Origin of the sequence: Bradyrhizobium sp. MOS002 (assembly GCF_003020115.1) — a bacterium.
In the GTDB taxonomy this organism is placed as follows: Bacteria; Pseudomonadota; Alphaproteobacteria; order Rhizobiales; family Xanthobacteraceae; genus Bradyrhizobium.
Genome location: NZ_PYFX01000005.1, coordinates 248508 through 274696 on the forward strand (window position 1 = coordinate 248508; position 26189 = coordinate 274696).

The 26189-nt window shown below is 64.8% G+C and carries 26 protein-coding genes, 1 tRNA gene and 1 riboswitch; of the genes, 13 read left to right on the top strand and 14 right to left on the bottom strand.

Annotated elements, in window-relative coordinates; genetic code table 11:
- Nucleotides 1-96: 96 nt before the first annotated feature.
- Nucleotides 97-612, top strand: coding sequence for a L,D-transpeptidase (locus C7G41_RS18350; protein WP_007598677.1), 516 nt, complete (start codon nucleotides 97-99; stop codon nucleotides 610-612).
- Between the two features lie 55 nt (nucleotides 613-667).
- Here the strand turns inward: C7G41_RS18350 and C7G41_RS18355 are convergent, their stop codons facing one another.
- Together C7G41_RS18355 and C7G41_RS18360 are read right to left on the bottom strand one after the other, a co-directional pair.
- Complete coding sequence (locus C7G41_RS18355) at nucleotides 668-1258, bottom strand: thermonuclease family protein (protein ID WP_106943897.1); 591 nt, start codon at nucleotides 1256-1258, stop codon at nucleotides 668-670.
- A gap of 57 nt (nucleotides 1259-1315) precedes the next feature.
- Nucleotides 1316-1525, bottom strand: a complete 210-nt coding sequence (locus C7G41_RS18360) for a DUF1674 domain-containing protein (protein WP_106943898.1) — start codon at nucleotides 1523-1525, stop codon at nucleotides 1316-1318.
- Nucleotides 1526-1712: 187 nt separating this feature from the next.
- Here C7G41_RS18360 and C7G41_RS18365 point away from each other — a divergent pair, with 187 nt between their 5' ends.
- The 3 genes from C7G41_RS18365 to purH all read left to right on the top strand — a co-directional run bounded on the left by C7G41_RS18365 (nucleotide 1713) and on the right by purH (nucleotide 6690).
- Nucleotides 1713-3059, top strand: coding sequence for an RsmB/NOP family class I SAM-dependent RNA methyltransferase (locus C7G41_RS18365; protein WP_106943899.1), 1347 nt, complete (start codon nucleotides 1713-1715; stop codon nucleotides 3057-3059).
- A 156-nt stretch (nucleotides 3060-3215) separates the two neighbouring features.
- A complete protein-coding gene (locus C7G41_RS18370; RefSeq protein ID WP_199198478.1) occupies nucleotides 3216-4934 on the top strand; it encodes a heparinase II/III family protein in 1719 nt (572 codons plus the stop codon).
- A gap of 59 nt (nucleotides 4935-4993) precedes the next feature.
- Nucleotides 4994-5075: riboswitch (ZMP/ZTP riboswitch) on the top strand.
- A 22-nt stretch (nucleotides 5076-5097) separates the two neighbouring features.
- A complete protein-coding gene (purH, locus tag C7G41_RS18375; RefSeq protein WP_106943901.1) occupies nucleotides 5098-6690 on the top strand; it encodes a bifunctional phosphoribosylaminoimidazolecarboxamide formyltransferase/IMP cyclohydrolase in 1593 nt (530 codons plus the stop codon).
- Nucleotides 6691-6835: 145 nt separating this feature from the next.
- On the opposite strand, the gene C7G41_RS18380 is transcribed toward purH, so the two are convergent.
- The gene (locus tag C7G41_RS18380; protein ID WP_106943902.1) at nucleotides 6836-8224 is read right to left on the bottom strand and encodes an MFS transporter; all 1389 of its coding nucleotides are present in this window, start codon (nucleotides 8222-8224) and stop codon (nucleotides 6836-6838) included.
- Between the two features lie 99 nt (nucleotides 8225-8323).
- Between C7G41_RS18380 and ggt the strand changes: the two genes are divergently transcribed.
- The gene (ggt, locus tag C7G41_RS18385; RefSeq protein WP_106943903.1) at nucleotides 8324-10075 is read left to right on the top strand and encodes a gamma-glutamyltransferase; all 1752 of its coding nucleotides are present in this window, start codon (nucleotides 8324-8326) and stop codon (nucleotides 10073-10075) included.
- A 96-nt stretch (nucleotides 10076-10171) separates the two neighbouring features.
- Nucleotides 10172-11467: an MFS transporter gene (locus tag C7G41_RS18390; RefSeq protein WP_106943904.1), complete on the top strand. Its 1296-nt coding sequence runs from the start codon at nucleotides 10172-10174 to the stop codon at nucleotides 11465-11467.
- A gap of 98 nt (nucleotides 11468-11565) precedes the next feature.
- On the opposite strand, the gene C7G41_RS18395 is transcribed toward C7G41_RS18390, so the two are convergent.
- Entirely contained in the window at nucleotides 11566-12231 is a 666-nt protein-coding gene (locus C7G41_RS18395) for a glutathione S-transferase family protein (protein WP_063992271.1), read from the bottom strand.
- A 149-nt stretch (nucleotides 12232-12380) separates the two neighbouring features.
- On the opposite strand from C7G41_RS18395, the gene C7G41_RS18400 reads away from it, so the two are divergent.
- From C7G41_RS18400 to panE, 4 genes are all read left to right on the top strand, one after another.
- Entirely contained in the window at nucleotides 12381-12977 is a 597-nt protein-coding gene (locus tag C7G41_RS18400; RefSeq protein WP_106943905.1) for a DUF2239 family protein, read from the top strand.
- Nucleotides 12978-13051: 74 nt separating this feature from the next.
- A complete protein-coding gene (locus tag C7G41_RS18405; RefSeq protein ID WP_106944059.1) occupies nucleotides 13052-14416 on the top strand; it encodes an MATE family efflux transporter in 1365 nt (454 codons plus the stop codon).
- Between the two features lie 94 nt (nucleotides 14417-14510).
- Nucleotides 14511-15119: a 2-hydroxychromene-2-carboxylate isomerase gene (locus tag C7G41_RS18410; protein ID WP_199198459.1), complete on the top strand. Its 609-nt coding sequence runs from the start codon at nucleotides 14511-14513 to the stop codon at nucleotides 15117-15119.
- A 182-nt stretch (nucleotides 15120-15301) separates the two neighbouring features.
- Nucleotides 15302-16225 (top strand): 2-dehydropantoate 2-reductase, encoded by a 924-nt coding sequence (gene panE / locus C7G41_RS18415; RefSeq protein ID WP_106943907.1) that lies wholly within the window; start codon nucleotides 15302-15304, stop codon nucleotides 16223-16225.
- Between the two features lie 169 nt (nucleotides 16226-16394).
- On the opposite strand, the gene C7G41_RS18420 is transcribed toward panE, so the two are convergent.
- The 4 genes from C7G41_RS18420 to C7G41_RS18440 form a co-directional block, all read right to left on the bottom strand.
- Nucleotides 16395-16988 carry a c-type cytochrome gene (locus C7G41_RS18420; RefSeq protein ID WP_106943908.1) on the bottom strand — a complete coding sequence of 198 codons (594 nt, stop codon included), beginning with the start codon at nucleotides 16986-16988 and terminating at the stop codon, nucleotides 16395-16397.
- A gap of 194 nt (nucleotides 16989-17182) precedes the next feature.
- Nucleotides 17183-18463, bottom strand: coding sequence for a sorbosone dehydrogenase family protein (locus C7G41_RS18425; RefSeq protein ID WP_106943909.1), 1281 nt, complete (start codon nucleotides 18461-18463; stop codon nucleotides 17183-17185).
- Between the two features lie 377 nt (nucleotides 18464-18840).
- Nucleotides 18841-19827, bottom strand: coding sequence for an NAD(P)-dependent oxidoreductase (locus C7G41_RS18435; protein ID WP_199198460.1), 987 nt, complete (start codon nucleotides 19825-19827; stop codon nucleotides 18841-18843).
- Nucleotides 19828-19903: 76 nt separating this feature from the next.
- A tRNA-Gly gene (locus C7G41_RS18440) sits at nucleotides 19904-19978 on the bottom strand.
- Between the two features lie 275 nt (nucleotides 19979-20253).
- Between C7G41_RS18440 and trxA the strand changes: the two genes are divergently transcribed.
- Together trxA and C7G41_RS18450 are read left to right on the top strand one after the other, a co-directional pair.
- Nucleotides 20254-21177 (top strand): thioredoxin, encoded by a 924-nt coding sequence (trxA, locus tag C7G41_RS18445; RefSeq protein ID WP_027566282.1) that lies wholly within the window; start codon nucleotides 20254-20256, stop codon nucleotides 21175-21177.
- Nucleotides 21178-21245: 68 nt separating this feature from the next.
- Nucleotides 21246-21923 carry an LON peptidase substrate-binding domain-containing protein gene (locus C7G41_RS18450; RefSeq protein WP_106943911.1) on the top strand — a complete coding sequence of 226 codons (678 nt, stop codon included), beginning with the start codon at nucleotides 21246-21248 and terminating at the stop codon, nucleotides 21921-21923.
- Between the two features lie 19 nt (nucleotides 21924-21942).
- Here C7G41_RS18450 and C7G41_RS18455 read toward each other — a convergent pair whose 3' ends face one another.
- The 6 genes from C7G41_RS18455 to C7G41_RS18480 form a co-directional block, all read right to left on the bottom strand.
- Nucleotides 21943-22557, bottom strand: a complete 615-nt coding sequence (locus tag C7G41_RS18455) for a cytochrome b/b6 domain-containing protein (RefSeq protein WP_106943912.1) — start codon at nucleotides 22555-22557, stop codon at nucleotides 21943-21945.
- Between the two features lie 41 nt (nucleotides 22558-22598).
- Nucleotides 22599-22877 carry a PepSY domain-containing protein gene (locus tag C7G41_RS18460; protein WP_106943913.1) on the bottom strand — a complete coding sequence of 93 codons (279 nt, stop codon included), beginning with the start codon at nucleotides 22875-22877 and terminating at the stop codon, nucleotides 22599-22601.
- A gap of 131 nt (nucleotides 22878-23008) precedes the next feature.
- Nucleotides 23009-23851 (bottom strand): SDR family oxidoreductase, encoded by an 843-nt coding sequence (locus C7G41_RS18465; protein WP_106943914.1) that lies wholly within the window; start codon nucleotides 23849-23851, stop codon nucleotides 23009-23011.
- A gap of 3 nt (nucleotides 23852-23854) precedes the next feature.
- A complete protein-coding gene (locus C7G41_RS18470; protein WP_245446576.1) occupies nucleotides 23855-24313 on the bottom strand; it encodes a PaaI family thioesterase in 459 nt (152 codons plus the stop codon).
- Entirely contained in the window at nucleotides 24298-25101 is an 804-nt protein-coding gene (locus C7G41_RS18475) for a crotonase/enoyl-CoA hydratase family protein (protein ID WP_106943915.1), read from the bottom strand. The genes C7G41_RS18470 and C7G41_RS18475 overlap by 16 nt, the downstream gene beginning before the upstream one ends.
- Nucleotides 25102-25142: 41 nt before the next feature.
- Nucleotides 25143-25493, bottom strand: coding sequence for a hypothetical protein (locus C7G41_RS18480; protein ID WP_106943916.1), 351 nt, complete (start codon nucleotides 25491-25493; stop codon nucleotides 25143-25145).
- Between the two features lie 107 nt (nucleotides 25494-25600).
- Between C7G41_RS18480 and C7G41_RS18485 the strand changes: the two genes are divergently transcribed.
- Nucleotides 25601-26131 carry a TetR/AcrR family transcriptional regulator gene (locus C7G41_RS18485; protein WP_106943917.1) on the top strand — a complete coding sequence of 177 codons (531 nt, stop codon included), beginning with the start codon at nucleotides 25601-25603 and terminating at the stop codon, nucleotides 26129-26131.
- Nucleotides 26132-26189 lie beyond the last annotated feature (58 nt).

The window sequence follows — 26189 nt, forward strand, 5'->3', positions numbered from 1 at the left end:
GTCCCCTGACAAGGACTTGTAACAAGGACTTGGCGAGCCGGTGATTGCCGGTTTTGCGTAATTTTGCACGGTCCGTTCGGGGCAAGGGGAAAATCGATGTCGATGAGGATTGCAGTGGCGCTGGCCGCCACCGTCGGGGCAGGGGTCCTGATGTCGACGGCGGCGCAGGCGCGGCCGGAAATGGTGGGGACGCACCTGGCCGACTATTCGCCGGGCACCATCGTGGTCAAAACCAACGAGCGTCGGCTCTATCTCGTCCTCGATAACGGCCACGCCGTGCGCTACCCGGTCGGCGTCGGCAAGTCCGGCAAGCAGTGGGCCGGCACAACCCGCATCGACGGCAAGTACCGCAATCCGGCCTGGTCGCCGCCTGCCGAGGTGAAGCGCGACAAGCCGAGCATCCCGGACGTCATCCCGGGCGGCTCGCCGCGCAATCCGATGGGCGTCGCGGCGATGACACTGTCCGGTGGTGAATACGCCATCCACGGCACCAACGTGCCGGGCTCGATCGGCGGCTTCGTCTCCTATGGCTGCATCCGCATGCTCAACGACGACATCACCGATCTCTATAGCCGCGTCTCGGTCGGCACGACGGTGGTCGTGACGCGCTGATCGCCGGCATCCGGGCGAGACGGCGAGAGTCGCGTCTTTCAACGCGGCTTTTTTGTTACCAGAAGCGCCAGCTGCGCGCACACCAGCCGTCGCGATGGCCGCCATTGTAGCTCCGCGCGTAGCCGCCAGCGAGCAACGCCGCCGAAACGTTGTCGGTTCGTCTGGTCGCGACGTCGGCGAGAACGCGACCATATTTGTCAGGTCCGAGATTGGTGATCGTCACGCCACCCTGCGCGAGCAGATCGCGCAATGCGCGGGCCGCAGCTTCGGCCTTGTCCAGCTCCTCCTGGCAGGATGCTTTCATCTCGGGTGCATCGATGCCGCGCAGGCGAATGCGCACGACGAGATCGCGACCGTTGCGCTGACGAACGCGTGCGAGAAAGGTGTCGCCGTCAATCGTGCGAACGACATCGACCGCCTCGCGACGATCGGGACGGCCGCCTTGCTGGAGCACAATCTCGGCGTCCTGCGATTGCCCGTCGGTCGCATGAGGGAACGGCCAGTTCATCCCGTGCCGGAAGGTGAGCACCACGGCCACCACGATTCCGACCACGAACATCCACGGCAACAGTCCTGAGAACCGGCGACCAAATGGCGAGCCACTGTATGAAGACCGATAGGGATGGCTTGGATCGAAACGCGACATCCGCGCACGCTAGGGCTGAGTCGGGCAGTCCGGCAAGCAAGCCTCAAAAGGCAAGCTTCAGAAATCGGAAGCGATGCCCTTGCGCTCCCAATCGCCATAGCGGGTCGGCTCGGGTCCTTTTGGCCCCTGCAACTCCTTTGGCGCCGCCTGGCCGTCGTTTTTGGCTCGGACTGCCGCAGCCTGCCGGCGCGCTTCGGCCTCGGCCAGCGCGCGCTGGGCGGCCGGCGTGAGCGGCTTGCGGTCGGGAACGGGAGGCTGGTCACTCATCGTCGGGTTTCTAGCGCGGGAGGGCCCGCGGCGCGACGCCCAATAACGCATTCCTGAAATGGCTCCGAAAGGGCTAAAAAACCCGGAAGCGATTCTTACATTTGGCATATTCGCGTGCCACAGATCGCCTTCTCAAGGCATGCGCCCATTACGGCGAACTGCCGCTCGCTCAGAACCTTGTTTCCGCATGCCTTCTCAACGTTTCGCTCCTCCATCCGAAGTGCCCGGTCTCGCGGCGCGGCGGATTGCCGCCGACATCGTCGACGGCGTGCTGCAAAAGCACCGCACGCTTGACGAGCAGCTCGACGGCAGCGGCGCCCATCCCGGACTGAAGACGCTCCCCGACCGCGACCGCGCACTGATGCGCCGCCTGGTCGCCACCGTGCTGCGCCGGCTCGGCACGCTCGGCCATGTGCTGTCCCGCTTGCTCGACAAGGGCATTCCCTCCGACGCGCCGCGCGCGCAGAGCGCGCTGTTGATCGGCGCGGCCCAGATCCTCTGGATGGACGTGCCCGATCATGCGGCCGTCGATCTCTCCGTTCGCCTCGTGCAATCCGACCGGCGCGCCGCGCGCTATGCCGGCCTCGTCAACGCCGTGCTGCGCCGCTGCGCCCGCGAGGGCAAGGCGCTGGTGGACGAAGTTGCCGCGCAGTCGCTGGACCTGCCGCCCTGGATGGTCGTGCGCTGGAGCGCGCATTACGGCGAAACCGTCGCAAGAGACATGGCGCTCGCGCTCAGCCACGATCCCTCGCTGGATCTGACCGTGAAGTCGGACGCCGCGCAATGGGCGAGCCGGCTCCACGGCGAAGTGCTGCCGACCGGATCGGTGCGTACGGTGCTGCACGGCGCGGTGACCACGCTTCCCGGCTTCGCCGAAGGACAATGGTGGGTGCAGGACGCCGCCGCCGCGCTGCCGGCCCGGCTGTTCGGCGACATCAAGGGCAAATCCATCGCCGATCTCTGCGCAGCTCCCGGCGGCAAGACCGCGCAACTGGCGCAGGCCGGTGCGCACGTCACGGCCATCGACCGCTCGCCCGCCCGGGTGGCGCGGCTGCGCGAGAATCTGACGCGGTTGTCGCTCCAGGCCGAGACCGTCGTCGCCGACGCCGCGGAATGGGCCGGTCCGGCCGATGGCTTCGACGGCATCCTCATTGATGCGCCTTGCACCTCGACCGGGACGATCCGCCGCCACCCCGATGTATCCTGGCTCCGGCAGGAATCCGACATCGCCGCAATGACCCTGCTCCAGCGGCGGCTGCTGCAAAAATCGGTCTCGCTGCTCAAGCCCGGCGGGACGCTGGTCTACTGTACCTGCTCGCTGGAACCGGAAGAGGGCGAGCATGCGGTCGCCGCGCTGCTGGCCGCAGAGCCTGGGCTTCGCCGGGTTCCGATCGAAGCGTCCGAAGTATCGGGACTCGGCGAGATCATTACCGCCGAGGGCGACTTGCGCACTCTGCCCAGCCATCTGCCGAACGCCGATCCCAAGCTCGGCGGGCTCGACGGATTTTTCGCGGCCCGGCTCGTTAAATCCTGATTTTGCACTGGATTTTGCAACCACGGCGCTGATTCGCACCGTTCAAGGTGGTGTCGGCCGTCCGATTTTGGGATTAATAAGGATTCGTCGGAATCCCTCTCCCCATCAAGGCAAGGCGTGTCGGTCGCTCAACGCAGACGTATCTCGACGCTGGTGATGAACCGCTTCGCGCGCAACATGCTCGCGCGCGCGAGCGGCGGTTCCGTCGCCCTGTCGCGGGTCTGGCCCGGCCGCGCCGACCGGTTGATCATCGCGCCGCATGATCTGCGCACCGCGGATGCGACCCGCGCCGCCGAGATCTATGCCGGCCGCTTCGTCTTCGCCGGCAAGATCGTCAATTGCCACGGCCGTTCGATCTTCGATCTCGAGCCGCCGTCGGAGGATTGGGAGGTTGCGTTGCTCGGCTTCGGCTGGCTGCGCCATTTGCGCGCCGCCGACACCGCACTGACGCGCGCGAATGCGCGCTCGCTGATCGAGGATTGGATCGGCAACCCTGCCAGCAAGCGCCGTCCCGTCGCGCGACGCGCCGACGTGCTGGCGCGACGCGTGATCTCCCTGCTGTCGCAGGCGCCGCTGGTGCTCAACGACACCGACAACAAATTCTACCGCCGCTATCTGCGCGCGCTGGCGCGCGAAATCCGCTTGCTGCGCTACACCATGGTCAACATTCCCGACGGCGTGCCGAAGCTCCAGGTGCTGATCGCGCTGTGCTATGCGGCGCTGTGCCTCGCCAACCAGGCAAGTCACATCCGCAGCGCCTCGAAAAAGCTCTCGGATGAATTGCAGCGGCAGATCCTGCCCGACGGCGGGCATGTCTCGCGCAACCCGGGCGCGCTGATCGAGCTGTTGATCGACCTGTTGCCGCTGCGGCAGACCTTTGCCGCGCGCAACATCGCACCGCCGCCCGCGCTGCTCAACGCGATCGACCGCATGATGCCGATGCTGCGCTTCTTCCGCCACGGCGACGGCAATTTCGCGCTGTTCAACGGCATGAGCGCGACGCCCTCGGACCTGCTCGCGACGCTGCTTGCCTATGACGACACCCACGGCGCGCCGATGTCGAACATGCCGCATACCGGTTTCCAGCGCCTCGATGCCGGCCAGACCACGCTGATCATCGACACCGGCCCGCCGCCGGCGGCCAGCGTCAGCCACGACGCACATGCCGGCTGCCTGTCGTTCGAACTGTCCTCCGGTATCAGCCGCATCGTCACCAATTGCGGCATGCCGACCACGGGCCGCGACAATTGGCGGCCGTTCGCACGTGGCACGGCGGCGCATTCGACGCTGACCTATCACGACACCTCGTCATGCCAGTTCGTGGAGATGTCGGCGATGAAGCGGCTGCTGCACGGCGCTCCGGTCACCAGCGGCCCCGTCGAGGTCGAGAGCTATCGCGAAATCGTGCAGAACGGCACGCTGCTCACGACATCGCATGACGGTTACCTCACAAAATTCGGCGCGATCCACCGCCGCGTGCTGATGATCGCCAATGACGGCGCGCGCGTCGACGGCGAGGACACGCTGTCGCCGCCGCAAGGCGGACGCTTCAAGGGCCCGGATGCCGATTTCGCGCTGCGATTCCATCTGCACCCGGCAGTGAAGGCGAGCCGGCTGTCCGATGCCCGCGGCGTCATGCTGGTGCTGCCGAACCGCGACGTCTGGACCTTCGAGGCGCTCGACGACAAGGTGGAGCTGGAGGACAGCGTGTCCCTGGCCGGCAATGACGGCCCGCGCCGCACCGCGCAGATCGTGATCCGTCAGGATGCACGGCAGGCGCCCTCGATCCGCTGGAGTTTCGTCCGCTCCACCGCTTCGCCGGCGATCACGAACGCCCGCAGAAATGCGCGGCGGGAGCCGGAACTTCCGCTCTAGACGCCTGCGATCCGGCCCCATCTGATCGTTGTGAAAGCGACCGAAAACTGCTATCGAGCCCTCGCTCGCGCGACTGGCGACCTTGGATGGAGCACCATCGGGAAGCGCGGGACATAGCTGCCGCGCGCCTGGGCATTACTCCTTCAGACAGAGGATCTTGCTCATGACTGACCATCCCCGCCGCGTCACCCGCGCACTTCTCTCCGTTTCCGACAAGACTGGCCTGATCGACTTCGCAAAGGCACTTGCCGCGCACGATGTCGAGCTGGTCTCGACCGGCGGCACCGCAAAGGCGATCGCCGCGGCCGGCCTCGAGGTGAAGGACGTCTCCGAGCTGACCGGCTTCCCCGAGATGATGGATGGCCGCGTCAAGACGCTGCATCCGAAGGTGCATGGCGGCCTGCTCGCGATCCGCGACAACAAGGATCACGCGGACGCGATGACGGCGCATGGCATCGCGCCGATCGATCTCCTCGTCGTCAATCTCTATCCGTTCGAGGCGACCGTCGACAAAGGCGCGGGCTTCGAGGATTGCATCGAGAACATCGACATCGGCGGCCCCGCGATGATCCGCGCCGCCGCGAAGAACCATGACGACGTCGCCGTCGTGGTCGAGGCGCAGGACTATCACGCCGTGCTCGACGAGCTCGCCGCCAATAAAGGCGCAACCACGCTGAAGTTGCGCCGTCGCCTTGCCGCCAAGGCTTACGCGCGCACTGCCGCCTATGACGCCGCGATCTCGAACTGGTTCAATCGTCAGCTCGAGATCGACGCGCCTGATTTCCGCGCCTTCGGCGGCCGGCTGATCCAATCGCTGCGCTATGGCGAGAATCCGCACCAGACCGCGGCGTTCTATGCGACTCCCGACAAGCGACCGGGCGTCTCGACCGCGCGGCAGCTCCAGGGCAAGGAGCTCTCCTACAACAACATCAACGACACCGATGCGGCCTATGAATGCATCGGCGAGTTCGACGCCAAGCGCACCGCCGCCTGCGTCATCGTCAAGCATGCCAACCCCTGCGGCGTCGCTGAGGGCTCCGACCTCGTCAGCGCCTACCGCAAGGCGCTGGCCTGCGATTCCACCTCGGCCTTCGGCGGCATCATCGCGATGAACCGCGCACTCGATGCCGACACCGCGAGCGAGATCACAAAAATCTTCACCGAGGTGATCATTGCGCCCGACGCCAGCGAGGAAGCGATCGCCATCATCGGCGCGCGCAAGAACCTTCGGCTTCTGCTCGCCGGCAGCCTGCCCGATCCGCGCGCGCCCGGCCTCACCGCCAAGACGGTGGCGGGCGGTCTCCTCGTGCAGAGCCGCGACAACGCCGTGGTCGACGACATGACCTTCAAGGTCGTGACCAGGCGTGCGCCAACGGATGCCGAGATGCGCGATCTGAAGTTCGCGTTCCGGGTGGCCAAGCACGTCAAGTCCAACACCATCATCTACGCCAAGGATCTCGCCACCGTCGGCATCGGCGCCGGCCAGATGAGCCGGGTCGATTCAGCACGGATCGCGGCGCGTAAAGCCCAGGATGCGGCCGCCGAGCTGAAGCTCGCCGAACCGCTCACCAAGGGCTCGGTGGTGGCGTCGGATGCCTTCTTCCCGTTTGCTGACGGCATGCTCGCCTGCATCGAGGCCGGCGCTACCGCCGTGGTGCAGCCCGGCGGCTCCATGCGCGACGACGAGGTCATCAAGGCCGCCGACGAGCACGGCATCGCCATGGTGTTCACGGGCACGCGGCACTTCAGGCACTAGATCTGTCGTGTACTAAACTCTCAACGGGTCGTCCCGGCGAAGGCCGGGACCCATAGCCCCAGAAAGTAGTTTGGTGTGCGGTACTAGCCGCGTCGCGGCAACGAGAAATCACGCGGTATGGGTCCCGGCCTTCGCCGGGACGACACTAATTTTCCCGCACCCGCATCAACAACGCCAGCCCCGCGACGAAGAACACCACCAGCACCGCCATGCCAGCCTTCTGGCTCGCCGTCACCGCGGTGATCACGCCGATCAGGAGCGGGCCGATGAAGGACGTCACTTTCCCGGTCAATGCGAACAGACCGAAATACTGCGCGATGCGGTCCTTCGGTGCGAGACGGATCAGGAGCGTACGCGAGGCGGCTTGCAGCGGACCTCCGGCTGCACCGATCAGGCAGCCCAGCACCAGATAAGCGCGCTCGGCCGCAGCGGCGAACAATGCGCCGCCAGGCGCGGGCGGCGCGACCTTGACGAAGAGGATCGAATCCTTGTCGACCAGCAGGATCGCCGCCACCGCCAGCAGCAAGACCAGCATGCTGCCGGCGATCACGCGCTTCGGCCCGATGCGATCGTCCAGCTTGCCGCCAAGCCACGCGCCGAAGGCGCCGGCAATCGCCAGCATGATGCCGAAGGTGCCGATCTGGATCGTGTGCCAGCCGAACGTGCCCGCGGCATAGATGCCGCCGAAGGCAAACAGCGACACCAGACCGTCGGTGTAGATCATGTTGGCGAGCAGAAACGCCGCAAGCGATTTCTGCTGCGGCAACCCCTTGATCGATTGCTTCAGTTCCGACAGGCCTTCGCGCAGCGCCTCGCGCACCGGACGCTTCGCCGGATAGTCCGGCGTGAACAGGAACATCGGCGTCACAAAAATGATGAACCAAAGCCCGGTCAACGGTCCGGCGGCGCGATCGCCCTGATGGCTGACGGGATCGAGCCCGAACAGAGGCGTGAAGCCGAGCAGCGTGCGGCCGGTCTCGGGATTCGCGGCGAGCAGGCCGAGCACGATGATCAGGCTGACGATGCCGCCGACATAACCCGTCGCCCAGCCGGTGCCGGAGAGCCGCCCGATGCGCTCCGGCGGCACCAGCGTCGGCATCATCGCATTGTTGAAGAGAGTGGCGAATTCCGCGCCGACGCTGGCGAGCGCGACGGCGGTGAGCAGCGGCGGAATGATCGAGGGATCGCCGGGCTTGCCGATCCACAGCGTGCAGGATGCCAGCACCAGCACTGCGCCGAATCCGGCGATCCACGGCTTCCTGCGGCCCGAAGCATCGGCAATAGCCCCCAGCAGCGGCGACATCAGCGCGATCGCGAGGCCCGCGGCAGCCATCGCAAAGCCCCACAGCGATTGCCCGGCGGCGGGATTCGGCGCAATGCCAGTGGCGAAATAGGGCGCGAACACGAAGGTCGTGATCAGCGTGAAATAAGGCTGCGCGGCCCAGTCGAAGAAGATCCAGCTGACGACGGCGCTGCGCGGCGGATAGGTCCGCTGCGCGCCGGCGATGCGCGCATCCGGGGCGATCGTCGTCACTCCACAATCCTCATCACGAACAGTTTTGCCTCTATCGAAGCAAACCGTATAGCATTGCGGCGCTGCATGTGAACTGCCCATGGCCATTGCGGAAGTTTGATGATGTCGTCTTTTCCGACGCGGCGGACATTTTTCGCCTTCCTTGCCACTCTGGCGTTCGGACTTCCGGCCGCGACCGCGCAGGATGCGCGGCGAGTCTACATGCCGCCCGCGCTCGACACCGTGCATGCCGTTCCCGCCGAGCACGGCATGGTGGTGGCGCAGGAGAAAATCTCCGCACAGGTCGGCGCCGACATCCTGCGGCGCGGCGGCAATGCCGTCGATGCCGCGGTCGCGACCGGCTTTGCGATGGCTGTAACCTATCCGCGCGCCGGCAATATCGGCGGTGGCGGCTTCATGGTGATTCATTCGAGCGAGCGCAACGAAGACATCACGATCGATTATCGCGAGACCGCGCCGGCTGCGACCACACCGCAGATTTTCCTCGGCGCCGACGGCAAGCCCGAAGCGGCGAAGTCGCGCGATTCCGCGCTCGGCGTCGGCGTGCCCGGCACCGTCGCGGGTCTTGCGCTGGCCCTGGAAAAATATGGCTCGGGCCGGTTCACGCTGGCGCAACTGCTCGAGCCAGCGATCGCGCTCGCCCGCGATGGCTTCCTCGTCGGCGACGACATTGCCGACACGCTGCCGGGCTGGCACCAGCGGCTGGTGCGCTGGCCGGCCTCTGCCAGAATCTTCTCGCGGCCTGATGGCACGCCGCTCGGCGAGGGCGACCGGCTGGTGCAGAGCGATCTCGCCGAAACGCTGTCGGCTGTTGGCGCACAAGGCCCGCGCGGTTTCTATGAGGGGCCGGTCGCGGAAAAACTCGCCAAGGCCGTGACTGACGCGGGCGGCATCATGACGCCGGCCGATTTGAAATCCTACCAGGCGGTGATCCGCGCGCCCGTGCGCGGCACCTATCGCGGCTATGACATCGTGTCGATGCCGCTGCCGTCGTCGGGCGGTGTGGTGCTGGTGGAGACGCTCAATATCCTCGAAGGTTTTCAGCTCGCCGATCTGAAGCAGGGATCGCCGGCCTCGCTGCATCTGCTGATCGAGGCCATGAAGCGCGCCTATGCGGACCGTGCGCGCTATCTCGGCGATCCCGCCTTCGTCAACGCGCCGATCGGGACGCTCACAGCCAAGGACTACGCCGCCAAGCTGCGGGCAACCATCTCCGCCGATCGCGCCACGCCGTCGAAGCAACTCGTTTCCACCGCGACCTCGCCGCGCGAGGGCAGCAACACCACGCATTTTTCCGTCGTCGACGGCAGCGGCAACGCCGTCAGCAACACCTATACGCTGAACTTCAGCTACGGCCTCGGCCTCGTCGCCGAGGGCACCGGCGTGCTGCTCAACAACGAGCTCGACGATTTCACCGCAGCGGTCGGCGCTTCCAATGCCTACGGCCTCGTCGGCTTCGAGGCCAACCTGCCCGGGCCAGGCAAACGGCCGCTGTCCTCGATGTCGCCGACCATCGTCCTGAAGGACGGCAAGCCGGTTCTGGTGACGGGCTCGCCCGGCGGCAGCCGCATCATCTCGACCGTGCTCCAGGTGATCGTCAACGTGCTCGACTACAAGATGGACGTCGCGGCCGCCGTGGCCGCACCGCGGCTGCATCACCAATGGCTCCCCGACGAGGTCCGGGTCGAGAGCGGCTTTCCCGATAATGTGCTGCTTGAGCTGAAGGCAATGGATCATCTCATCGTCACGCCGATGGGACAGACCTCCGCCAATTCGATCGCGGTGACCGCCAACGGGCCGCTGGGCGCGCCCGATCCGCGTAGCCGGGGCGCGGAAGCCGCAGGACAGTAACTCGGCTGCTGCATGGCGCGAAAGCCCGCGGCCGGCTTGCGCAGGCCGCCGCCCGTGCTACCACGCCCCGGCCAAGAAACTGCCGGGGAAACGCACATGACCATGACCGACCCGAACCAGCGCATCGAACGCGCCGAGATCGAGGACACCAGCCTTCTCGCCTTCTATCGCGACATGAACGCGCCGGAGCGGCGGACATTCTGGGCGTGCGCCGCAGGCTGGGCGCTCGACGGCATGGACTTCATGATCTATCCGCTGGTGATCGGCACCATCATCGCGTTGTGGAAGGTCGATGCGGGATCGGCCGGGCTCGCCGGCACCGTGACGCTGCTGGCCTCCGCGATCGGCGGCTGGCTCGGCGGCTATCTCTCCGACCATATCGGCCGGGTCAGAACGCTCCAGATCACCATCATCTGGTTCTCGTTCTTCTCGCTGGTCTGCGCGGTCGTGCAGAATTTCGAACAGCTCCTGATCGCACGCGCAGTGCTGGGCCTCGGCTTCGGCGGAGAGTGGGCGGCGGGCGCCGTGCTGATGGGTGAAGCAATCCGGCCGCAATATCGCGGGCGTGCGGTCGGCTCAGTGCAGTCGGGCTGGGCGGTCGGCTGGGGCCTCGCGGTGCTGTCGCAGGCGATCCTGTTCTCGGCTTTGCCCGCGGAGACAGCGTGGCGCTGGATGTTCGTGATCGGAGCGCTGCCGGCGCTGCTGGTGTTCTATATCCGCCGCTCCGTGACCGAGCCGGAGATCGCTGCCGAGGCCCGCGCCAAGTACGCCGCGAGCGGCAATCGCCCGGCGCTCTGGGAAATCTTCTCAGGCCCGATCCTGAAGACCACCATTCTGGCGTCGCTGATGGCGACGGGCTGCCAGGGCGGCTATTACGCCGTCACCTTCTGGGTGCCGCAGTTTTTGACCAAGGAGCGGCATCTGTCGATCGTCGGCTCGACCGGCTATCTCTCGACCCTGATCATCGGCTCCTTCATCGGCTATCTCACCGGCGCGTGGCTCGCCGACCGGATCGGACGGCGCAATCTGTTCCTGATCTTCTCGATCGGCGCGATGGCGGTCGTGCTGCTTTACACGCAGCTGCCGCTCACCAACGAAGTTCTGTGGGTGCTCGGCTTCCCGCTCGGCTTTTTCGCCTCGGGCTATTTCTCCGGCGTCGGCGCCTTCCTGACCGAGCTTTATCCAACGCGACTGCGCGGCTCGGGCCAGGGGTTCTGCTACAATTTCGGCCGCGGCATCGGCGCGCTGTTTCCGTTCCTCGTCGGAACGCTGTCGGCGACGACGTCGCTTGCGAATGCGATCGCGATGTTTGCGGTCGTCGCTTACGCGCTATTCTTCATCGCCGCGTTCGCGCTGCCGGAGACGCGCGGGCGCGTGCTGCACGCAGACTAGCGCTGGGTCGTCATCCCGGGGCGGTGCGTAGCACCGAACCCGGGATCTCGAGATTCCGGGTTCATGCTTCGCGTGCCCCGGAATGACGGTGAGACTAATTACCGACCGACCTGATACGGCCCGCCCTTTTCGAGGGCGCGGCTGTAAGCCGGCCGTGCATGAATGCGCTCCAGGAACGCCATCGCTTTGGGGTGGCCGAGCTCGAGCCCGCCGCGCGCCTGGGCTGCTTCGAGCGGAAAGCTCATCTGGATGTCGGCGGCGGTGAACTCGTTGCCGGCGAACCACTCGCTCTTGCCGAGCTCGCCTTCCCAATAATCCATGTGCTGCTTGAGCTGCGGATTGACCAGCGCAGTGAGCGCCTGGTTCGAGACTTTGCGCACAAGGGGGCGCAGCAACGCCGGCGCGCGCTTCGGCATCAGCGTGAACAGCAGCTTGAGCAGCAGCGGCTGCATCGCCGAGCCTTCCGCATAGTGCAGCCAATAGGTGAAGCGCAGCCGCTCGGGCGTGTTCGGCGGCGGAACCAGCCGGCCGTTGCCGTAGGTCGCGATGAGATATTCGATGATCGCGCCCGATTCAGCGATGGTGTTGCCGTTGTCGGTGATGACGGGCGACTTGCCGAGCGGATGGATGGCGCGGAGCTCCTTCGGCGCGCGCATGTCGGGCTGGCGCTGATAGCGCACGATCTCGTAGGGCACGCCCAACTCCTCGAGCAGCCACAGCACGCGCTGCGAGCGGGAATTGTTGAGGTGGTGAACGGTCAGCATCGCGTGGTCCCCGGGGCTAGGCATGGTCGATCGGCCGCGCGTTCGTGCCAGCCCGGGAACGCAATGTCGAGCCATCCGGTCGGATATTTTAACCCGGGTATATTGACCTCAGCAATTTACCCGGGTATTAAGGTCTCAACACGATCGATATGGCAATGATTCCAATGCAGAAGACTTTCACCGCTTTCCAAGGGCATCGTCGCCTGGTGTCCGGGCCGGCCGGAGAGGTCGCACTGGTCGTCAAGCGGATGGCGCCACTGCCGGATGAGCCCATCATCATCTTCGAGGACGCCACGGGCCGATCGATCGACTTCGATCTGCGCGGCGGCGACCGCGAGGTGCTGGCGCGGTTGGCGAAGCTTGTCCCGCCCCCGGTTGAGGAGACCCCATCGCCGAGCGAGCCGCGCGGCCGCGGCCGGCCGAAGCTCGGCGTGGTCGCGCGCGAGGTGACGCTGCTGCCGCGGCACTGGGAGTGGCTCAGCGCGCAGGCAGGCGGCGCTTCGGTCGCGCTGCGGAAACTTGTCGAAGAGGCGCGACGCGCAAGCGGCGACAAGGACCGCGAGCGGCAGGCGCGCGATGCGGCCTATCACTTCATGTCGACCATGGCCGGCAATCTGCCGCAGTTCGAGGAAGCTTCGCGCGCGTTGTTCGCGGATGACCGGCGGCGTTTCACCGGACTGATCGCAGATTGGCCCGCCGACATCCGCGACCACATCGTCAAGCTCGCCTACAGCGACCGCGCTTAGGCGCGCGTCTTCTCACAACCCCATCGACGGCCGGGCCACGCGCGCTTCGCGTGGCGACGGTTTCGCACGCCCTGATGAAAGGCCAATCCATGCCCGCCGCCAAGCCGCTCTGGACGACGTTCCTCCGCTTCCTCGCGCCGCTGATGCTGAGCAACGCGCTGCAATCGCTGTTCGGCACCGTCAGCAACGTTCTTCTCGGCCAGATGATCGGAGTCGACGCGCTCGCGTCGGTCTCGGTGTTCTTTCCGGTGATGTTCTTCCTGCTCGCCTTCGTCATGGGGCTGAGCACCGGCGCCACGGTACTGATCGGCCAGGCCCATGGTGCGGGCGAGCAGGGCCGGATCAAGCTCATCGTGGGCACGACGCTCGCGATCGGCCTGCTGCTCTCGATTTCGATTGCACTGATCGGCGGCATCTTCAGCCGGCAATTGATGATGATGCTCGCGACGCCCCCGGACATTCTCGACGAGGCCAGCGCCTATGCCCGCATCATGCTGCTCACCATGCCGCTCGGCTTCATCTTTCTGCTGATGACGGCGATGATCCGCGGCGTCGGCGACGCGCTGACGCCGCTGCTTGCGCTGGCTTTGTCGACTGCGATCGGGCTGATCCTCACGCCAATGCTGATCCGCGGGTCGTTCGGCTTGCCGGCGGCCGGCATCACCAGCCCGGCCTGGGCGGCGGCGACCGCCAACGCGCTGACGCTGATCGCGCTGGCCGCCTATCTGCTGCGGAGGAAACATGCGTTGGCACCGGACCCTGCATTGCTGCGTCATCTGCGGCTCAATCGTGCGGTGCTGGGACAAATTCTCGGCATTGGACTGCCGAGCGCGATCGGCATGGTGGTGATGGCGATCGCCGAGCTGGCGCTGCTCGGCCTCGTCAACGGCTTCGGCTCGAACGCAACCGCAGCCTATGGCGCGGTCAACCAAGTGATGGGCTACACGCAGTTCACGGCGATGTCGATTTCAATCGCGGTCTCGATCCTCGGCGCGCAGGCGGTCGACCGCGGCGACAGAACGGGCCTCGACGGCATCGTGCGCACCGGTCTTGCGTTCAACATCGTCCTGACGGGCGGGCTGGTGGCGCTGATCTATCTCGCGCCGCGCGCCGTGCTCGGTATCTTCATCACTGATGACACCGTGCTCGATCTGGCGAAGAGCTTGCTTCAGATTGCCTTGTGGAGCTCGGTGCCGTTCGGCCTGGCGACGGTGTTTTCCGGCGCGATGCGTGCTGCCGGCGTGGCGCTGACGCCAATGCTGCTCGCCATCTTCGCCATTGTCGCAATCGAGCTGCCGTCCGCCGTGTTCCTGAGCCGCACGATTGGCCTCCAGGGTGTGTGGGCCGCCTATCCGATCGTGTTCTGCGCCATGTTCCTTTTGCAGATGGGCTATTACCTTCTGGTGTGGCGCAAGCGGACGATCCAGCGCCTGATCTGACGAAATCGCCAAGAGATTATGACCATCATTAAACGGTGGACCCGCGGCGCGCGCTGCGCCACAATGCGAAAAAGTGACGTCAGGGAGAATGATTTTGACCCGCCCAGCCCCGCAATTCCTGTTCGATTTCGGCAGCCCGAACGCCTATCTCAGCCATCTCGCGATCCCCGCGATCGAGCAGCGCATCGGCGTCAAATTCGAATATGTGCCTATCCTGCTCGGCGGCATCTTCAAGTCGACCAACAACAAGTCGCCGGCCGAGACGTTCGCCGGCATCAAGAATAAGCGCGAATTCCACGCGGTCGAGACCGAGCGCTTCGTCAGGCGCTTCCAGGTTCAGCCCTACGTCATGAATCCGTTCTTCCCCGTCAACACGCTGAACCTGATGCGCGCGGCGATCGCGGCGCAGCTCGAAGGCGTGTTCGAAAAATACGTCGAGGCCGCCTTCCATCACATGTGGCGCGAGCCGAAGAAGATGGACGATCCGGAAATCGCGGCAAAGGCGCTGGCGTCCTCCGGCCTCGACGCGCAAAAGCTGTTCACCCGCGCCGGGGAACCCGAGGTGAAGGGCAGACTGATCAAGAACACCGAGGAGGCTGTCGCCCGCGGCGCGTTCGGCTCGCCGACCTTCTTCGTCGGCAACGAGATGTTCTTCGGCAAGGAGCAGTTGCGCGAGGTCGAGGAGATGGTGTCGGGGAAGTGATTTTCTTGAAGTAGGGAAATCGAACAATCTCCTCGACGTCGTCCCGGCGAAAGCCAGGACCCATAACCACCGAATAGCGTTTGGCGATAGGCTGGGGCTCGAACTTGCCCGATAACATGCAGTCGGGGTAATGGGTCCTGGCTTTCGCCAGGACGACGGCAAGAAACAACAAGGACAATCCCATGCGTATCCTCGTGGTCGGCGCTGGCGCCATCGGCGGCTATTTTGGTGGCAGGCTGTTGCAGGCCGGCCGCGACGTCACCTTCCTGGTCCGGCCGCGGCGCGCCAGCGAGCTCGCGAGCGCCGGCCTCGTCATCAAGAGCCCGAACGGCGACGTAACCTTGAAGAATCCGCCAACGGTTCAGGCCGACGCGCTCAAGGACAAGTTCGACGTCGTGCTCTTGAGCTGCAAGGCCTTCGATCTGGAGGACGCGATGAAGTCGTTTGCGGCGGCGGTCGGGCCCGATACGGCGATCATCCCCATGCTCAACGGCATGAAGCATCTCGACATCCTCGATGGCAAGTTCGGCAAGGAGCGGGTGCTCGGTGGCCTCTGCGCCATCGCCGCGACGCTCAACGAGAAGCGCGAGGTGGTGCAGCTCCAGCCGATGCAGTCGATCAATTACGGCGAGCGCGACGGCAAGCTGTCGGATCGCGTCAAGGCGATCGACGAAGCCTTCAAGAGCGGCATCGCTGGGGCCACCGCCAGCCATAACATCATGCAGGACATGTGGGAGAAGTGGGTGTTCCTCTCCTCGCTGGCGGCGTCCACCAGCCTGATGCGCACCTCCGTCGGCAACATCCTCGCCGCGCCCGGCGGCAGGGATTTCCTGCTCGGCATGCTCGACGAGACCAGCGCGATCGCCACCGCGTCGGGCTACACGCCGGGCGGGCCGTTCTTCGAGCGCGTGAAGGGCAACCTCACCACCGAGGGCTCGCCGATGACGGCCTCGATGTTCCGCGACGTCAAGGCCGGCCTGCCGGTCGAGGCCGATCACGTCATAGGCGACCTCATCGCCCGCGCCGACGCCGCCAAGGTGCCGGTGCCGAAGCTGCGCATCGCATACACGCATCTGAAGGCGTATGAGAAGCAGCGGGCGGGGTGAGCGGTCGTCCCGGCGAAGGCCGGGACCCATACCGCGTGATCTATCGATAGGCGCTGGTGGTCGCACCGCGAGAAGACTCTTCACTGCGAGCTTTCGCCAAACTTCTTCCTGGGGTTATGGGTCCCGGCCTTCGCCGGGACGACGGCCGTGTTTGCAGCTACACCCCGCGCTATTTGAAATACGCGAGATAGTGCGAGACGGCGGTGATTTCCTCGTCGCTCATGTGATAGGCAACATCGGCCATCGCAGCGCCACCGCCGCCGACGCGCTGGCTGCTCTTGTAGTCGTGCAGCGCCTTAACGAGGTATTCCTCGCGCTGACCCGCCAGCCGCGCAACGGCCTTGGTGCCGGCAAAGCTATCCGTATGACATGAGGCGCAGCGGCGGCCGACGGCGACCTGAGCGCCTTTTTTCGACAGGTCCGGATCCTTGTCCGCCGCCGCTGTCGGCGGCGTCAACGCGGCGAAATAGGCGCCGAGATTGCGGACGTCCTCATTGGTGATTTCCTCGGCGATGGGCTGCATCTGGTCGTTCTTGCGCGAGCCGGCGCGGAAGAACACGAGCTGCCATTGCAGGAATTGATCGGGCTGGCCGGCGAGCGAGGGAATGTTCTCGGTTTGCGAGATGCCATTCTCGCCATGACAGCCGGCGCAGACAGCGGCCTTCTCCTTGATCGCGGCATTGTCGGCGGCACTTGCGGCGAGAGAACCGAGCGCGAGGAGCGCAACCGCGCTGATTGCGTGCGAGATGAACTGCCGGCGCATGATTGGAATTCCGATCTATCGAACGCGTCACTCCCGGCACGCGTTGGCGCGAGCCCGGAGATTCATAACCCGCGTTCGTGGCCATGGGTTCCGGACTTGCGCGCAGGCGGCGCGCGATCAGGAACGACAGCGTGCGAAATTGAAATGAAAAGGCTGCGGTGCCCCTCGGCACCGCAGCCTCGCGTCGTCTTACACTACTTCTTGCTGTAGCTGATGCGGTAGATCGCGCCGGCCCAGTCGTCGGCGACGAGGATCGAGCCGTCCTTGGCGAGGATGATGTCGTCGGGACGGCCGAGATAGCCCTGGTCGCCCTCGATCCAGCCGGAGGCGAACACCTCCTGCTTGGCGTTCTTGCCGTCGGGCCCGACGATCACGCGCATGATGCGGCCACCCTGGTACTTGTGACGATTCCAGGAGCCGTGCTCGGCGATCAGGATGTTGTTCTTGTACTCGGCCGGGAATTGGTCGCCGGTATAGAACTTCATGCCGAGCGGAGCGACGTGAGCGCCGAGGTTCAGCACCGGCGGCGTGAACTCGGAGCATTTGTGGCCCATCGCGAACTTGGTATCCGGCAGGTCACCCTGGTGGCAGTAGGGATAGCCGAAGTGCTCGCCGATCTTACTGATCATGTTCAGCTTGTCCGAGGGCAGATCGTCGCTGATCCAGTCGCGGGCGTTCTCGGTGAACCAGAACTTGCCGGTGCGCGGATCGACGTCGCCGCCGACCGAGTTGCGAACGCCGAGCGCGTAGATTTCCGCATTGCCGGTCTTGGGATCGACGCGGCGGATCTGCGAGACGCTGGTCGGGGGAACGCCGATGTTGAAGGGCGGTCCGAACGGAATGTAGAACCAGCCTTCCTTGTCGACCGCGATGTATTTCCAGCCATGCGCGGCATAGGACGGCATGTCGTCATAGACGACCTTGCCCTCGCCGAGATTGTCGAGCTTGTTTTCGACATCGTCGTAGCGGATCAGCTTGTCGACCGCGATGACGTAGAGCGCACCGTCCTTGACGGCCAGGCCCGTGGGCATGTTGAGCCCCTTGAGGATGGTCTTGACCTCTTTCTTTCCGTTGTTGTCCTTGATGGCATAGACGTTGCCGAGGCCGAAAGAGCCGACGAACAGCGTGCCCTTGTCACCCCAGGCCATCTGCCGCGCGGCCAGCACACCGGACGCGTAAACCTCCATCTTGAAGCCCGGTGGCAGCTTGACCTTCTTGACGATATTGGCGAGCTCGGCGTCCGAAGCGCCGGTCGGCGGACCCGAGGGCGGCGCCAGGCCCTTCTGCGCCTCGGTCTCGTCGCCGAGGAACCAGTCGTCCGGCGGATGGGTCCAGAACTCCTTGGTGCCGGATTCGTATTTCTTCAGCGGCTTGTTCTTGTCCTGCTGCTGCGCGTGACCGGCGCTTGTCCCCGCGAGAAGGGCAACCGCTGCAAGCGCCAGGACGGATTGAAAGACGGATCGATGGAATTTCATCGCGTCACTCCCCTAAGGCAGCCATCAGGGCTGCACGTTATTTTGTTTTGCTAGTCGAGAGGCGAAGTTTGGGTCTGTCGAGAGGCAGACGCGAAAAGGTTAGCACATCTGCCAGCGGAGAGAAGCGCGCTGCGTGCACTGCAGTTGCCCTCATTAAAAATTGAGACGGAATGTCAACGAGCGCCAACGCCGCAACGACAACGCGCTCGCTGCAGCGCGGAATCAAGATCATGCGCGGCTAATTTGCAGGCAGCATGAGGACCCTGAACAAAAAACGCGAAAACAACCCCATGCACAGTAGAAATGCTCTGGCCATCGTGCTGCCGGTGACTTCGGGTAGACATCTGATGCGTCGAGCGAATTAGCAAAGGTGGCGGCTATGGGGCGACGGGGTAGGGACCATCGTCGAAAATCGTCTCATGATAGCCCTTCGACCCGACATCGCGCGCCAGCGTGCTGCGAAAATCGCGGTCGTCGCGGAGACACTTCAGGACATGCGCGAAGTCGAATTCGGGCCGCCAGCCCAGCTCGCGCCGCGCGCGCGCGTTGACATAGACGCGGTCGATCGCGGGGAACAGCCGCCAGCCGCGCACCGCGTAGAGCTCCGCACACTCCGGATAGAGCTCGCGCACGACACCGGCCGCATCGCGCGCCAGAACCGCGAGATGGCGCTGCTCGAACGGGCTCGTCGCCGACACGATGTAGCGGGCAAACCCGATGTCCGCCGCGCGCTCGGCGGCGAGCAGATGGGCGCTCACCGCGTCCGCGATATCCAGCCGGCGATAGAGCAGCTCGTTGGCCTGCGCATTCTCCGGCGCGTAAGCCGACCGCATCGCCGGATCGTCATCGTCCTCCGGGAAGAAGCGCGAGGTCCTCAGGACCACGACAGGCAGGCCGCGCTCGCGACAAAACAGCTCGCAGAGAGTCTCAGCCATCAGCTTGGTCGTGCCGTAGATATTCTTCGGGATCGGCGGCAGATCCTCGGTGACCCACACCGCGGCCTGTCCCGCCTCCGGCCGAAGCTGCGAGCCGAACGCGCTGGTGGTGCTGGTGAAGACAAAACTGCGCACGCCGGCGGCCACGGCTGCTTCGAGCAGATTGAGCGTGCCGGTGACGTTGGTGTCGATGAAGGCTTGCTTGCTGTGGGTCGCCACATGCGGCTTGTGCAGCGTCGCGGTGTGGATCACCGCGGTGACGCCGTCCATCTGGCCCCGCACGAAGTCGGGATCGACGATCGAGCCGACAGCGTCGGTGAAGGGCGATGACTTCAGATCGATTCCACGCGCAGGCAAACCGCGCCCCCGGAGCGTGCGGAGAAGGGCCTCCCCGAGATGGCCCGCGCTGCCGGTAACCAGAATTGTCATTGCAAACCCAATACAGCCGCCAGCGGCGTGGAAACCCACGTGCCCGTCCGGCTCAACTGGATGCTTTGGGAAAAATTGGAGCGGGCGAAGGGGCTCGAACCCTCGACCCCGACCTTGGCAAGGTCGTGCTCTACCACTGAGCTACACCCGCATCCTGTGTCGGTCGCATGACTGCGCCGGCAACGGCTGTCGTATGCCAAAAGCGGGCGGGGAATGCAACAGCTACCGGCGGCATAGATTCGCAATCGGAGGCCCGATATGGACCCGAACGCGGCCAAATGCCCCAAAAAGGTCCCGGAACCACCGAATCGGCACGCATGGATTGAAATTCGGCCGTCCCGGCCCAATTTAGGGCCAACAGCGAAGCATATGAATTGGCGGCGTGCTAAAGAGCCGCCAATTCCAGACATCAGACGAGGGGATCCCGTGACGATCATCGACCAGGGTAACGGAGCAGCGGGCCCGGCTGCCGCCGATCTGATCAAGGACACGACCACCCAGACCTTCGTGAAGGACGTCATCGAGGAATCGAAGCACCAGCCGGTGCTGATCGACTTCTGGGCGGAGTGGTGCGGCCCCTGCAAGCAGCTCACGCCCTTGCTGGAAAAAGCGGTCAAGGCAGCCAAGGGCAAGGTCAAGCTGGTCAAGATGAACATTGACCAGCATCCGGCGATCCCGGGGCAGATGGGCATCCAGTCGATTCCGGCGGTGATCGCCTTCGTCAACGGCCAGCCGGCCGACGGCTTCATGGGCGCGGTCCCGGAGAGCCAGCTCAACGCCTTCATCGAAAAGCTGACCAAGGGCGTGACCGCGCCGGGTGAGCCGAATGTCGCGGAAATCCTCCAGGAGGCCGAGGCCGTGCTCGCCGAGGGCGATGCCGCCGCGGCCGCCCAGATCTACGCGGAAGTCCTGCAGCACGAATCGACCAACATCGCAGCCCTTGCCGGGCTCGCGAAATGCTACGCCGTATCGGGCGCGATGGAGCAGGCCAAGCAAACGCTTGCCATGGTGCCGGAATCCAAGCGCAACGACCCGGCTGTGAAAGCCGTGCAGACCGCGATCGATCTTGCCGAGCAGGCCGAGCAGCTCGGGCCCGTCGCCGAGCTGGAACAGAAAGTCGCCGCAGACCCGCTCGATCATCAGGCCCGATTCGACCTCGCGATCGCGCTCAACGCGCAAGGCAACCGGGCCGCGGCCACCGAGCAGCTTCTCGCGATCGTCAAGCGCGACCGCAAATGGAACGACGACGGCGCCCGCAAGCAGCTGGTGCAGTTCTTCGAGGCCTGGGGCGGCACCGACGATGCAACCGTCGAGGGACGCAAGCGCTTGTCGATCATCCTGTTTTCCTGACGATGATTGATCCATCACAGCCGGCGGAGCGTTAGGCATCGTGACTTGATGCGGACAATGGGGACCAGATGCCGATCAACATCGAATATCGCGGGCCCGCTGACCTTCCGGAGATCCTTCCGGTGTTTCCGCTACCGGGCGCGCTGCTGCTGCCGCGCGGGCAGATGCCGCTCAACATCTTCGAGCCGCGCTACCTCGCGATGATCGACGATGCCTTCCGCGACGGCCATCGCCTGATCGGCATGATTCAGCCCGACATCGCGCACTCGCCCAAGAATTCCGACAAGCCGACGCTGTTCAGCGTCGGCTGTGTCGGCCGCATCACCCAGCTCGCCGAATCCGGCGACGGCCGCTACATCCTCGAGCTCACCGGCGTCTCGCGCTTCAAGGTGGTCGAGGAGCTCGAAGTTCTCACCGCCTACCGGCAGTGCAAGGTGGATTTCTTCACCTTCGTCGACGACTTCACGCCGCGCATGGGCGAGGACGAGGTCGATCGCGAGGCACTGCTGACGGTGCTGGCGGATTTTTTGAAAGCCAACAACCTCAAGGTCGACTGGGAGGGCGTCGAGACCGCCCCCAACGAAGCGCTCGTCAACGCGCTGGCGATGATGTCGCCCTATGGCGTGGCCGAGAAGCAGGCGATGCTGGAAGCGCCCGACCTGAAGACCCGCGCTGAAATCCTGGTCGCGGTGACCGAGATGGATCTCGCGAAGAAGCGCACCAGCGGCGATCCGCCGTTGCAGTGATCGGTGCGTGCGCGGCTACTCAGGAATGACCGCGGATGCGCTTGCGTCCGGTGATCATCGAGCGGATCAGGTTCTCGCGCTGGAGACGTCCCATCATCAGCACGCCCAAGACGTGCAGCACGACCAGGACGATGACCGCGTCGGATGAATAGTGGTGGGTGTCCTCGACCCACCAGACGCCGAAAAAGGTCACTGTCACCGACATCGCGCCTGATATTGTCGAGACCGCGAGCGAGACCAGCAGCGCCACCAGCATCAATGTGCCGGCGGGATTGAGCCCGATATAGCGGCCGGTGATGCCGCGGCGCAGATTCCAGAGATAATTCGGCGCGGCCCGAAGCCTGACGCCGACCATGCGGAAGCGCGAATAGCGGCTTCCCCAAAGACCCCAGACCAGACGGAAGGCAACAAGCCCGATCACCGTATAACCGATGATGCGGTGAAGTCCGTCATAGACGGTCGGCGTGAACCACGCGGCCAGAACGCAAGCCGCGAGCGCCCAGTGCCAGAGCCGCAGCGGAAGGTCCCAGACCGCGACTGTCCGCGAAGCGGTGCGATCCGCGGGGGTCCGATTGGACACCCCGCGCGCTTGCCGTGCCGTTTCTTCGATCAAGCGAGGACCACCCTCAGGCATAACTTTGCGCAGACATTTGCGCGAAGCCCACTTTGCGCGGTCTACTTCGCAATCGTGTGCTTCAGGCTGAGATCTTCGGGGCTGTAGAACAGCTCGTAAAGCTTGCCTTCCTTGACGCCGTAGACCTCGTAGCACGAGCCTTCGATCTTGGAGCGCCGCACCTCGTAGCCGAGCGCCTTGGCCTTGGCTTCGGCTTCGCTCGCCGGCTTCCACGAAGCCTTGTCGAGCTTGGTGCAGTCCTTGAAACCATCGGCCAAGGCTGCCGATCCCAAGCCAATCCCGATCGTCAATGCAACGGCAACAACACGAATAAACTTCACGAACCTCTCCTCTTCTGTCGTGGACGCTACGCCCTAGGGCGAAGCGGGACCGAAGGAAGCAAAGCACATGATGAAGTCAATGCGGTTCGCGGCCAACTCGCTTTAGAGTTATTCTAACGATCCGAAAAAGATCAGCGCTCTCCGCATGCAGCGCGCATTCGAGACGACACTGCGGCCTTACGTCTCACGGTTGATCGCAGCCAATCCGACCACGAGAGACGTCCTCGCACCCCGCGGCTGACGACAAAGCCCATGCACCGGGCCTTCGCATCCGAAACGCCGATCGGCAGGATCCTTCGATGCAGTTTCCTCGCATCCTGATATTGGCGGGCGAAGGTAACGAGATCGAGCGCTTCGGGGCCGCCAATCTCCGCGCGCTCGCCGCGCAGCCCGTCGAACGCGCAAGTCACGACATGAGCGGCCACATCGGACGTGTCGACGGAATCGAACGTCGTGGTCGGCACCGGCCAGAGTGGAAGCCAGACGAGGCCCGAGAGGAACTTGTCGAGCAAATAGTAGAACGGCATTGCGCGAACCACGGACCAGGACAGGGCCGACGCACGCACCAGCCGCTCGCCGGCAAGCTTGACCCGCGCGTAGGGCAGAGTCGCCTCATCGAGGCCCACGATCGAGACGTGAAGGAAGTGCCGCACCCCGGCCTGCCCGCAGAGCTGCAGGAGCCGCTCGGTGCCCTCGACGTCCACGGCAGAGGGCGACCTAAAGAAGTCTATCGGACGAACGCCGCCACGCCGCGCGATCGGCGAATACGTCGCCGCGTTGATGACCGTGTCGACCTCGCGCAACGCCTCTCGCAGTCCCGCGCCTGTCGCCAAGTCTCCGCTCGCCCATTCTACATCCAGCCGCGCGCCCGGCGTTCGCGCAAACACCCGGACGCGTCGTCTGTCCTGAACGAGACGATCGACGATATCGCGACCGAGATGACCTGTGCCTCCGGTGACCAGCGTGACCACCATATGTCAGCCCTTGCTAATCTTGCGCGGCGGCTCGCCGGTCGGAATGAGGACGGTCTCGCCTGTTGCCACGAGCGACAGTTCGCCATGCTCATCTGCTGGGAACAGCTCGGCACGGGCGAACGCCTGCCTGCGGCCGGCACGAAGGGTCGTTCCCTTGGCGATGAAGAGGTGACCGATGGCCGGCTTGAGGCAGTTCATTGAAAAATGAGACGCGGTGACCGAACCAGCCAAGGTCGCGGCAGCAAAGCCGCAGGCTGTGTCGAGCAGGGCTGCAATCAGGCCGGCGTGCAGATGCCCGGAATACTGGGTGAAGTCGTCACGCCATGTCATGCGGATGGTCGCTTCGCCGTTGCCGGCCGCAACCAATTCAAAGCCAGCGAGGCGGTTGAACGCCGCGGATGCGTTCACGGCGCCGAGCGTTGGCAGATCAAATCCGAAGCTTTCGCTCATGTCATGCTCCATCGTGGAGTTCGGTTGTCGAGATTGCTCGCCACGGCCTCCAAATGGTTGGCAGATCCGAGCAGGGCTGCCTGCTCTGCGGTCTCCGCAGCAAGCCCCGTCGCCACGTCGGAGGCCGCAGAAAGATTGAGCAGCCGCTTGGCCGCGCGGATCGCATCGGGGCTGCGGCCGGCAATTTCATGCGCCGTTGCCAGCGCGGCCCCGACAGGATCTTCGGCGAGCTGCGTCGCAAGGCCATACGCAAGCGCCTGTTCGGCCGAGAAGACGCGGCCCGTATAGGTCAGCTCGCGAACAACGTCGTCGCGCGCAAGATGACGCATCAATTGCGTGCCGCACATATCAGGCACGAGGCCCCATTTCGTCTCGATGATTGCGAGTTTCGTTGCTGGTGCGAGATAGCGGAGGTCTGCACCGAGCGCGAGCTGAAAGCCGCCGCCGAAGGCGATGCCATGCACCGCTGCGATCACGGGCACCGGCAACTCACGCCAGAGCCAGACCAGATGCTGGGCATAATTGGCGATGCCATGCGTTCGCCGCATCAGGTCGATCGACGGAATCAGCGCTTCGCCGTTCGCGGTGGCGACGAGCCGATCGAGGTCGAGGCCCGCGCAAAATGCGCGCCCTTCGCCGGACAGGACGACGGCGCGGATGTCGTTGCGCGCACCAAGCTGCGTGCCGGTCTCGATGATCGCCGCGAACATCGCCGGGTCGAGCGCATTCATCTTGTCCGGGCGATTGAGCCGGAGATGGGCGACGCCGTTATCGATGGTCAGCCGGACTCGATCTTCCATGACGCTGCTCCGGTGGGGTCCGTGGCTCATCGTCGCGCCGCTCAGTAGCCGGCGACCGCCATGACGACGACGGCGCTGAGCGCCATCCATCCAAAATGCCGGCCGCGCGTGGCCCATGCGTTGGCGAAGGCAGAGAAGCCGAACACACCTGCCATGGTGACGACAATCCAGTGCCGCGCCGGCTCCGATTCCATCCAGGGCGCCGCGATCAGGAGCACGCCCCCGCCGATCCAGGCGACGGTCGAGGCCTGCCAGACCAGGCGGATCAGGGTGCGGAGGCGTTCCGGCTCGATGCGAGCGCGGGCAAAGACCTTGGTCTCGCCGAGAATGCCGTGGATGAGGGCCACGACGATGGTCACGACCCCGGCGCACTGGAGCAAGAGATCACGCATCGTCAAAGCTCCCTGAAAATGTCGTCCATACAGTTCTGTATGGTGAGATAGGCGCTGGCCCGCCGGCTGTCAATACACTAGTGTATGGTTCGAACCCGGAACCCGCCATGGCCGAACAGCTGAACGCCGACGATTGGATCAAAGAGGGACTGAAGGCACTCGCGAAAGACGGATTCACCGCGCTGAAGGCCGATCCGCTGGCGAAAGCCATGGGCGTCTCGCGCGGCAGCTTCTATTGGCATTTCGCCGATCTCGGCGCGTTCCACGCCGCCCTCCTGAAGCGCTGGCGCGAGATCGCGGCCGAGCAGATCATCGCCGACGTCGAGGCGGACAGCGACGAGCCGCTGAAGGCGCTGCTGCGCAGGACTTTTGGCGCGCGGCTCGACCTCGAGCGCGCGGTACGGAACTGGGCGGCCTTCGATGCGGCGGTACAAACGGCGGTGCGTGCGATTGACCGGCGCAGGCTCGACTATATCGAAGAGCTGCTGAGAAAGCGCGGGTTCGAGGCGGCGACGGCGCGAGGCCGCGCGCAAATCCTGTACTGGACGTTTCTCGGCTTCGCACTGTCGGGCCCGCAATTGCCGGCCGCGCGGCTCCAGGGCCTGGTCGACGAGATCCTGCGGATGGTTTCCGCTTGAGGCGACGCGATGGGCTGCTACGATTTTCTATGCTAGAGGCAACCGACCGCCGGAGACC